This is a genomic window from Formosa sp. Hel1_31_208 (assembly GCF_900104785.1).
Lineage (GTDB): Bacteria > Bacteroidota > Bacteroidia > Flavobacteriales > Flavobacteriaceae > Psychroserpens.
Genome location: NZ_LT629733.1, coordinates 3,088,124 through 3,098,671, shown reverse-complemented (window position 1 = coordinate 3,098,671; position 10,548 = coordinate 3,088,124). Strand labels below are relative to the sequence as shown.

The following is a 10,548-nucleotide window of genomic DNA, read 5'->3' as shown; positions in this document are numbered from 1 at the left end:
AAAAACATGCTGTTATCTCCGGTTTTCCTGGTGTCAGTGCAAACAGAATCACATGTCAAAAAATGCTTGTATATAGTTTCTAATTTCATAAAATAAAAGTAAGAAAAAGTCCTAATCATTATGATTAGGACTTTTATATCTTCTAAAAAAAGAATTAGTTTCTCTTCTTACTATTTCCTTGAGTTTTGAACCAACTCTAGACATTGCGCATCTAAACCCGATATAGTCAGTTGCCATATCCTGTGGGAAATATCTGCGTTGTGCTGGATCAATCCAGTAGGCTCTATCTCTCCAAGAACCCCCTTTATATACTCTCACTTCATCATTAATCAAAGACGTTCTATCATTAGAGGTGTCATATTCTTTTATAATCTGACCTGTAGAATCTCTTTTAACGTTATGTCGCGGAGAGTTATACATTTTGCTAGTTAAGTTGCTTTTATCAGAAGTGTCTTCGTCTTCATCAAAGCTATCAGCGTACTGTCGTGATGATCTAGCATCTCCATCTCTAAAGTTACGGTTATCACTTTTTATCAAAGTTTGTTCTTAAGTACGTTTCATTTTCGTCAACACCTACCTGTAAGATTTCACCTGGCAAGTTTCTTGCAATTACTTGACCATTACTTAAAGTGTCAAACACAATCTCATCAGGAGTAACAATTTTCACTGTTCCATCTTCGTTAATCGCATTTTTAGTGTAGACATTCCCTCTGTAGTAGTTAAAGTCATTAAATTCGTCATCTACTATAGGACGATATACATCGGCTACCCATTCAGCAACATTACCTGCCATATCGTATAACCCATAATCGTTAGGTGCATATGACATTACTTGAGCAGTAATATCAGCGCCATCATCAGACCACCCAGCAATTCCGCCGTAATCTCCTTTTCCTTGCTTAAAGTTTGCTAATTGATCTCCTTTAGTTTTTTCGTTTCCCAGAACGTGTGTATTGACCGTCCCATGGATATTTTTTACGTCCGCGATAGACATTATAGCTTCTCAATTCACTTAAGCCAAGAGCTGCATATTCCCATTCTGCCTCAGTTGGTAGTCTGTAATCAGGTCCGATTATACCAGATTCTCTTTCGCGAATCTGTTTATTGTATCACCTGCAGCGGTGGTTTGAACACGTCGTCTTGATTTTTGAGGATTGATAATAGAGTCATTACCACCATATGTAAGTGTTGGAGCATTGATATAAGTATCTACATTAAAATTGCTTTCTGCAGAAGAAGATAAATGTGAATCTCTTTCTAGATATCCAGCATTTTGTAATTCCATTTCAGCAACTCTATCTGTTCTCCAGTTAGCGAATTCGACAGCTTGGATCCAACTTACTCCAACCACAGGATACTCACCGTAACCTGGATGGCGCAAATAGTTTTCAGTCATCATTTCAGCATAACCTAAACGATTTCTCCATACTAATGTATCAGGCAAAGCACCTTCATAGATTAGTCTATAGTTTTCTTCTTCAGGCGGATAAGTAGTTTTTATCCAATCTAAATACTCTGTGTACATTTTATTAGTAACTTCACTTTCATCCATGTAAAAAGATTGAATGTGTTGTTGGTTAGGAGAGTTATTCCAGTCATGCATGACATCCTGAACTTTACCCATTGTGAAGGTTCCACCTTCAATGAAAACTAATCCTGGTGCAGTTTCTTGTTCTTGGAACTTGTCGTTATACTGAAAACCACCATTTTTGTCATTAATTTTCCATCCTGTTGCTCTAGAGACGTTTATTTGAAGAAGAGTTTCTGCTACAGCTAACGATTGTTAAAGATAGTACTAGGGCCAATAGTATCCTTAGGTTTAAGATGTTTTTCATATCCATACTTTTTAAGTAAGCTAGTTTGATTTTAGACACGCAATATAGTAATTAAAGGTAAACTAACAACTTTTTTTGCACTAAAATGGAAAAAAAGTTGCATTTCATCCTTTTTTTGCACACAATAACGGATTTTTGATCAGTTTATCGGTGTATTTTGATGTTAATAACGGTTGAATAAATCAATTATTGTTGTAATTTTGAATAAAAAATTGAGACTCCATAATATCACGAGTTATAGACGTTATTTGACTATGAAAAAGTACTTACTATTACCATTAATTGTTTGCTCTTTATTTGGGTTTTCTCAGCAAAAGCAATTTAATATTAGTTGGGAATCACCAAGAACCTTAGAAACTTCAACAGCATCATTAGAAGTTCCTGGATTTGATAAAAAACATTTTAACTTTACTTATAAGAAAGGCTTAATATTCTTTTCACAATGGGAAGAGAGTAATTATATCAATGAAAATTCTGTTTGTGTTAAGCCAGGTTTCTTACAGTAATATGACTGTTTCAGAGTTGAAACAACTTCCTTTAGAATTGATTCCTAATGCGCCAAAACTAAGTTTAAAGAATGCGATTGATAGAGATGAAATTTCCGCTTATTTTGAAATTACGCCAATTATTAATGATCGTGGTATCTATAAAAAGATGACTTCTTTTACGATTACATACCAGTATGGAAACTTATCTCGATCGGCTCAAAGCACTCAAGAAATTACAAATTCAATTTTGAATACGGGTACTTGGCATAGATTTTATGTAGATAAATCTGGAGTATTTAGATTGAGTAAGTCGTTTTTAAGTTCGATAGGTGTCAATACTAATGTCGACCCAAGAACCATAAAGATTTATGGTAATGGTGGTGCTATGCTGCCATTAGCCAACAATGAGTATTATCCATTTGATCTTACGGAAAATGCGATTCGATTTGTTGGAGAAGAGGACGGTGTATTCAATAATGAAGATTTCATCTTGTTTTATGCCGAAGGTCCGACGGGTTACAATGAAGACAGTGATACTAATTTAAATCTCTATTCTAATAAATCCTATTATTATGTAAATACTCAAGGCGCATTTGGTAAGCGGATACAGTCATTGAATCAACCTGATGGAAGTCCAACTATAGACGTAAATACCTTTCAAGATTATCAGTTTTATGAAGTGGATGAAAATAAACTTGGCAAAAATAGGAAGACGCTGGTTTGGTGAACGCTTTGATATTGAAAATGAACAAGACTTTAGCTTTAACTTTCCAAACATTATTGCATCCGAACCAGCAAAGATGAAAGTTATTACCGCAGGAGTTAGTGAGTCGACCATTACCGATATGAAAATCTTATTAAATGGTACATTGATTAGTACTTTAGGGTTTGTTATTGTTGATGATCCTATTCTCGCGGATAGTAAAACCTTTGATCAAGAGGTTGATTTACCTTCATCTGATGTTGCTGTTAAATTGATTTTTAATAATAATAGTAACCCATCAGCATTTGGTTATTTAGACTATATCTCTATTGAAGCTACAAGAGGATTAATCTTTGAAGGCACGCAATTCAGGTTTAGAAATGATGACGTGGCTCTTAACCCAGGAATTGTAGAATACACAATTGGTAATGCCAGCTCAATACAAGAAGTTTGGGATATAACCGATAAATATAATGTACAAAGAGTAGTAAATAGTGATCAGAGTGCCAACTTCAGTTTTAAAGACGTTGCTGGAACTAATAAAAATTATGTCACCGTTTCAAGTATAGATTATTACCAGCCGTCGAGAGACGCAAATACTTCAGTAAGCAACCAGAATATAAAAGGAACCATTTTTCAAAATGCACAAGGCGAGTTTCAGGATGTCGACTATATTATTGTATCTCATAATAATTTTGTGACACAAGCCGAACGTCTAGCTCAAATTAATAGAGAACAATATAATTTAAATGTCAAGTGGTAAACTTTAAATGAAATTTATCATGAGTTTAGCTCTGGTAATCCCGATATATCAGCCATAAGAAATATGGTTAAATATGTGTATGATAACGCTAGTTCTCCCGATCGAAGAATGAAATATTTATGTCTTTTCGGAGATGCATCCTACGATTATAAAGATCGTATTTCAAATAATACTAATATCGTACCAATATGGAATTCATTGGAGAGTTTTAGTTTGACCTCTTCATTTATTTCTGATGATTTCTACGGAATGATGGATGAAAATGAAGGTTTGATGCAAATTCAAGATCGATTAGATATTGCTGTTGGTAGAATATTAGCTGAGTCTCCTCAGCGCGCCAAAGAGTTAGTAGATAAAATAGACGGTTATTATCAAGAAGAAGCATTTGGCAGTTGGAGAAATAATTTTGTAGTTATTTCAGATGATGTTGATAAAGACTGGGAAATAGTTCTTGAAAGCACAACCGATGCTATTGGAAATGAGGTGACAGAAGAAAAACCTTTTATGAATGTTATCAAGATTCATACGGACGCGTTTCAACAAGAATCCACGGCGAGCGGAGAACGTTACCCTGAAGTGAATAAAGCCATTAAAGATGCGATTGAAGTTGGTGCTTTGGTTGTTAATTATTTTGGTCATGGCGGAGAAGACGGATTGTCTGGTGAACGTATTTTTACAAAGAACGATGCTCAAGATATAAGAAATGTATGCAAATTTCCACTCTTTGTGACTGTGACCTGTGAGTATACAAAGTTTGATAATCCACAAAGAATAACGGCCGGTGAATTTACCTATTGGAATAAAATAGGAGGGCTATTGGATTAATTACCACGACAAGACAGATTTTTGTTACTATAGGTGTGTCTTTTAATGAAGTTCTTGATCAGTACTTGTTTAGTTATGGATCAAATGAGTATCCTACTATTGGAGAAGCCCTAAGACGAACTAAAAATGATGTTGGTGTTGTTGGAAGCCCTCAAAAATCACTAGTGTTTTTTATTGGTGATCCTGCAATGCAATTAGCATTTGCAAAGCCCGAAATTCGTTTAACTCAAGTTAACGATATTCCATTAAGCCAATTTAATGAGCCACTTAAAGCATTGGATAGAGTTAAAATGTCTGGAGAAGTTTATGATAGTTCAGGAAATTTCTTGTCAAATTATAATGGCGTCGTCACTGCGACTGTATTTGATAAAGAAATTGATCGACAAACCTTAGGAAACGACGGACGACAAGTAATGGGGATCTTATTATATTGGATTTTAAAAACGATAGGAGAAACTATTTTTAAAGGACAGGCGACTGTAACCAATGGAAACTTTGAATTTGAATATGTGGTGCCTCGAGATATCGGAATTCCAGTAGGGCAAGGTAAGGTGAGTTTTTATTCTAAACAAGATAATATACTTGATGATAAGGCAGGTTATAGTTTCGATATTCAAGTAGGAGGTATAAATGAAAATGCAGAGGAAGACAATATTGGTCCGGTAATCAATTTGTTTATGAATGATGAAAATTTCGTATCCGGAGGAATTACCAATGAACAACCAACACTTATTGCAAAATTGCAAGATGATAACGGAATCAATACAGCAAGTGGTATTGGTCATGATATTACTGCGATTATTGATGGTGATGAAACCAATCCATTTGTTCTAAATGATTATTATCAAGCCAATGTAGATGACTACCAAAGCGGAAAATTAAGTTATGCCTTTAGAGAACTAGAGCCAGGGTTACATACCTTAACGCTTAAAGCTTGGGATGTATATAATAATTCATCAATTGCCGAAATAGAATTTCTAGTGCGAGATAAAGATGATGAATTGGTCATTACTAATGTTTTAAACTATCCAAATCCGTTTATTGATTATACCGAATTTTGGTTTAATCACAATAGTTCAGATGTTTTAGACGTTTCAGTACAAATATTTACGGTTTCTGGTAAACTTGTTCGTACATTAAATGGTCAAACTTCGGGAGGAAGTAAAATCACGAGCTCACTTTCAAAGGATATTGTTTGGGATGGTAGAGACGATTTCGGAGAAAAAATAGGAAAAGGAGTTTATGTTTATAAACTAAAAGTGAGATCGAACCGTTTAAATAAACAAGTTGAAAAAAATCGAAAAACTTGTCATACTATAATAAAGATTTATATTTGCTTAATATAAGCAATGTAGCAATACCTTGAAATGAACATGAAATTACATATGAAAAAATACATTTTAGCCCTAATTATACTTACAGTATTTAACACGTTAAATGCTCAAGAAACCATAACATTTGATAATCAGTCTACAGTAATAACAACTGGTGTGCCCTTTATGTTGATTGCGCCCGACGCGCGAGCTGCAGGTATGGGAGATATGGGAGTTGCGACTTCTGTAGATGCATATGCACAACAATGGAACGCTGCGAAGTATACATTTTCTGAAGCAAAATCAGGAATAGCAGTGAGTTATACGCCTTATTTGAGTAGATTAGTAAATGATATTTCTATTGCTTATTTGACCTATTTTAATAGAATCAATGAGCGAAGTGCCTTTGGTTTTAGTTTTAAATATTTTGGCCTTGGAGAAATTGAAATTCGTGAAAATGAATTTGTAGACCCTATCATAGAAAAACCTAATGAATTTACAATAGATGCGTCGTATTCTTTACGATTGGCAGATCAGTTTTCAATGGCAGTAGTATTGCGCTATTTACGCTCGGATTTACGAATCCAGTCTGTTGATGCTAATGCTCAAGCTGCTGGATCTTTTGGTGTTGACATTACTGGATATTATCAGAGTGAAGAAGAAGCATACAATAGTTTTAACGGTAGAACACGCTTTGGATTCGCCATTCAAAACTTAGGACCTAAAATTAAATATGATGATGGTGGTAGAGAGAACTTCTTACCAACAAATTTGCGTTTAGGTGGAGGGTTTGATTTCATCTTTGATGATTACAACAAATTATCAGTTACGGCTGAAGTGACAAAACTTTTAGTGCCTACACCTCCCTTATTTGGATTTGTAGATACAGATGGTGACGGTCAGCAAACAGTAGACGATCCATCCACAACAGATATTGATGAAGGAGAACCTACGATTATTACGGGAGGTCAATCTAATGATGTAGGGTTCTTATCAGGCGTTTTTCAATCTTTTGGTGATGCGCCAGGAGGATTTAGTGAAGAATTAAAAGAGTTTACTTGGGCTTTAGGTGCTGAGTATTTATACCAAGAGTCTTTTGCATTTAGAGCTGGTTATTTTAATGAAAGTGATGAAAAAGGAGCACGAAAGTTTTTTGCTTTAGGTGCAGGATTTAAATACACGACAATAAATATCGACTTATCATATTTATTCTCGGCTTCAAAGGTGCAAAGCCCGTTAGAAAATACACTTCGTTTCTCTCTAACCTTTAACTTTGGAGATGGCGAATATGACGAATATTAGTCGTCAATTATATTGATAACAAAAAAACTATTGTTCTTAAGCAATAGTTTTTTTGTCTAATACAGTTTGTAATGAAGGAGATTAGAATTGAGTCAAAGCTTAGTGTTTATGATAACTCTAATGAGTTACCAAATCATATTGCATCCTTAATGGAAAACGCCAAAGAAGCTAGATTAAAAGCTTATGCACCTTATTCAAAGTTTTTAGTAGGCGCTGCATTATTATTAGACAATGGTGAAATCATAACAGGAAGTAACCAAGAAAACGCATCTTATCCCTCTGGTTTATGTGCCGAACGAACAGCTATATACTATGCAGGAGCTCAATATCCAGATGCTAAAATTGTAAGTATGGCAATAACCGCTGGAGCTCAAAACAACATCAATACCACACCAATTCCTCCTTGTGGAGCTTGCAGACAAACAATAGCTGAATACGAAGTGAAGCAAGAGTTTCCAATAGAAATTTACTTTATGGGTACATCTGGAAAGATTGTCAAGTCTCACTCGCTCGCAAATTTATTACCGCTGGGATTCGATCGTAGTTTTCTATAACGTTTTCGTGCTAAATTTTACGATTTTCAGTTTTTTCATTACTAACTAAAGTGTTACTTTTGTTATTCGTTTAAATAATTAACGCCACCAATGCAAAAAATAACAAAAGAAGTTTACCTAAAATGGTATGAAGACATGTTATTCTGGAGAAAGTTTGAAGACAAACTTGCTGCAGTTTACATTCAACAAAAAGTAAGAGGATTTCTTCACCTATATAATGGTCAAGAAGCGGTGTTAGCTGGAGCGCTTCATGCTATGGATTTGACGAAAGATAAAATGATTACGGCATACAGAAACCACGTTCAGCCTATTGGGATGGGTGTGGACCCTAAGCGTGTCATGGCGGAATTATATGGTAAGGCTACAGGGACCTCTCAAGGGTTAGGTGGATCAATGCATATTTTTTCAAAAGAACATCGGTTTTATGGTGGTCATGGAATCGTTGGGGGTCAAATTCCATTAGGAGCGGGTATAGCATTTGGGGATAAATACCATGGAAGTGATGCTGTGACCTTATGTTGTTTTGGAGATGGTGCTGCACGTCAAGGGTCATTGCATGAGACATTTAACTTAGCAATGCTCTGGAATTTGCCAGTTGTTTTTGTTTGTGAAAATAATGGTTATGCAATGGGAACTTCTGTTGAACGTACTGCAAACCATACGGATATATGGAAACTCGGATTAGGATATGAAATGCCTTGTGGTCCTGTTGATGGGATGAATCCAGTGAAAGTTGCCGAAGCTTTTGACGAAGCTATTACAAGAGCACGAACTGGTGGTGGGCCAACATTCTTAGAGGTTAAAACTTATCGCTATAGAGGTCATTCGATGAGTGATGCTCAGCATTATAGAACGAAAGACGAAGTGGCAGAGTACAAGAAAATAGATCCAATCACTCAGGTAAAAGATATTCTTTTAGAAAAGAAATATGCCACCGACGACGAGATTAAAGTCATGGACAAGCGCGTTAAAGATTTGGTTAAAGAATGTGAGCAATTTGCCGAAGATTCTCCTTATCCAGATTTAAATGTGATGTACGATGCCGTATACGAACAAGAAGATTATCCATTTATACAACACAAAATATAAGCTATGGCAGAAGTAATTAATATGCCGCGTTTGAGCGATACAATGGAAGAAGGAACTGTTGCCACTTGGTTAAAAAAAGTAGGAGACAAAATTGAAGAAGGTGATATTTTAGCTGAAATTGAAACTGATAAGGCTACAATGGAGTTTGAATCTTTCAATGAAGGAACTTTACTTCATATCGGTATCGGAGAAGGCGAAACAGCTAAAGTTGATTCGCTTTTAGCCATTATTGGTGAAGAAGGAGAAGACATCTCAGGTCTATTAATTGGTGGAGCTTCTGAAAATAAGGTTGATGATGTTAACGCAGCTAAAGAGTCAGAAGACCTTGAAAAACAATCTGAAGACATTCAAGATGCTGAGACATCTAATGACGTTGAAATACCCGAAGGAGTTATAGTAGTGACTATGCCTCGATTGAGCGATACAATGGAAGAAGGGACTGTCGCGACTTGGTTGAAAAAGGTAGGTGATGCTGTTGAAGAAGGTGATATTTTAGCAGAAATTGAAACTGATAAAGCGACTATGGAATTTGAATCGTTCCAATCGGGAACTTTATTACATGTTGGTTTAAATGAAGGTGAATCTGCTAAAGTAGACGCACTTTTAGCAATCATTGGGCCTGCAGGTACAGATGTGTCTGCTGTGGCGAAAAACTTTAAAGTTGGAGCTTCATCTTCTAAAGCAAAAACAGAAGAAACTCCAAAACAAGAAACTATAGCGACTCCAAAAACAGAGTCAAAGAAAACAATTGCTACTGCTCAAGTTAGCACAGGAGTTGTTTCTACAAATAATGGTCGAATTTTTGTGTCGCCGTTAGCAAAGAAAATGGCTGAAGAAAAAGGGATCAATTTGTCTCAAGTCCAAGGTTCTGGGGAGAATGGCCGAATTGTTAAACGCGATATAGAAAACTTTACACCAGTAATAACAGCCCAGTCTTCAGCGCCAGTAGCTAAATTTGTGCCTTCTGGTCAGGAAGATTTTGATGAAGTTCTAAACTCAAATATGCGTAAAGCGATTGCTAAAAATTTAGCAAAATCGAAATTTACAGCACCACATTATTACTTAAATGTGGAGTTTGATATGGAAAATGCAATGGCTTTTAGAGCACAGTACAATTCCATACCAGATACAAAGATCTCTTATAATGATATGATTGTGAAAGCTTGTGCTTTAGCGTTGCGTCAACATCCACAAGTGAACTCACAATGGTTTGATCATAGAATGCAACTTAATAATCATGTACACATAGGTGTTGCAGTTGCAGTCCCTGATGGCCTTGTTGTTCCTGTGGTGCGTTTTGCAAATGAGCAAAGTTTGCCACAAATTGGAGCTGCGGTAAAAGATTATGCTGGACGTGCTCGCAACAAGAAACTAACTTTAGACGAAATGGAGGGTAGTACCTTTACAATTTCTAATTTAGGAATGTTCGGCATTGAGAGTTTTACCTCAATCATAAATCAGCCAAACTCTGCAATCTTATCAGTTGGAGCTATAGTGTCTAAGCCAGTAGTTAAAAATGGACAAGTTGTTCCTGGCAATACAATGAAATTGACAATGGCCTGTGATCATAGGACTGTAGATGGTGCGACAGGAGCTCAATTTTTAGAAACGTTAAAAGGCTATATTGAGAATCCTGTAACAATGCTCGTTTAAATTAAATAAAATTTATAATACTG

The 10,548-nt window shown here is 35.7% G+C and carries 7 protein-coding genes and 2 pseudogenes; 8 read left to right on the top strand and 1 reads right to left on the bottom strand.

The annotated features are described in order from the left end of the window. Positions 1–111 precede the first annotated feature (111 nt). Positions 112–1,841, bottom strand: a pseudogene (gene gldJ / locus BLT57_RS13995) (gliding motility lipoprotein GldJ). A gap of 248 nt (positions 1,842–2,089) precedes the next feature. Between gldJ and BLT57_RS14275 the strand changes: the two are divergent. From BLT57_RS14275 to BLT57_RS13970, 8 genes and pseudogenes are all read left to right on the top strand, one after another. Beyond that, positions 2,090–2,341: a hypothetical protein gene (locus tag BLT57_RS14275; protein WP_231928718.1), complete on the top strand. Its 252-nt coding sequence runs from the start codon at positions 2,090–2,092 to the stop codon at positions 2,339–2,341. A 1-nt stretch (position 2,342) separates the two neighbouring features. Beyond that, positions 2,343–3,050 (top strand): hypothetical protein, encoded by a 708-nt coding sequence (locus BLT57_RS14270; RefSeq protein ID WP_231928716.1) that lies wholly within the window; start codon positions 2,343–2,345, stop codon positions 3,048–3,050. Next, positions 3,019–3,789: a hypothetical protein gene (locus BLT57_RS14265; protein WP_231928715.1), complete on the top strand. Its 771-nt coding sequence runs from the start codon at positions 3,019–3,021 to the stop codon at positions 3,787–3,789. Before BLT57_RS14270 ends, BLT57_RS14265 begins: the two co-directional genes overlap by 32 nt. A 12-nt stretch (positions 3,790–3,801) precedes the next feature. Beyond that, positions 3,802–5,960: pseudogene (porU, locus tag BLT57_RS14310) on the top strand (type IX secretion system sortase PorU). Positions 5,961–5,999: 39 nt separating this feature from the next. Further along, positions 6,000–7,229, top strand: a complete 1,230-nt coding sequence (gene porV / locus BLT57_RS13985) for a type IX secretion system outer membrane channel protein PorV (RefSeq protein WP_091426572.1) — start codon at positions 6,000–6,002, stop codon at positions 7,227–7,229. 71 nt (positions 7,230–7,300) lie between these two features. Then, positions 7,301–7,783, top strand: a complete 483-nt coding sequence (gene cdd, locus BLT57_RS13980) for a cytidine deaminase (protein WP_091420514.1) — start codon at positions 7,301–7,303, stop codon at positions 7,781–7,783. A gap of 90 nt (positions 7,784–7,873) precedes the next feature. Continuing rightward, entirely contained in the window at positions 7,874–8,872 is a 999-nt protein-coding gene (gene pdhA / locus BLT57_RS13975) for a pyruvate dehydrogenase (acetyl-transferring) E1 component subunit alpha (protein ID WP_091420510.1), read from the top strand. A 3-nt stretch (positions 8,873–8,875) separates the two neighbouring features. After that, a complete protein-coding gene (locus BLT57_RS13970; protein ID WP_091426570.1) occupies positions 8,876–10,525 on the top strand; it encodes a pyruvate dehydrogenase complex dihydrolipoamide acetyltransferase in 1,650 nt (549 codons plus the stop codon). Positions 10,526–10,548 lie beyond the last annotated feature (23 nt).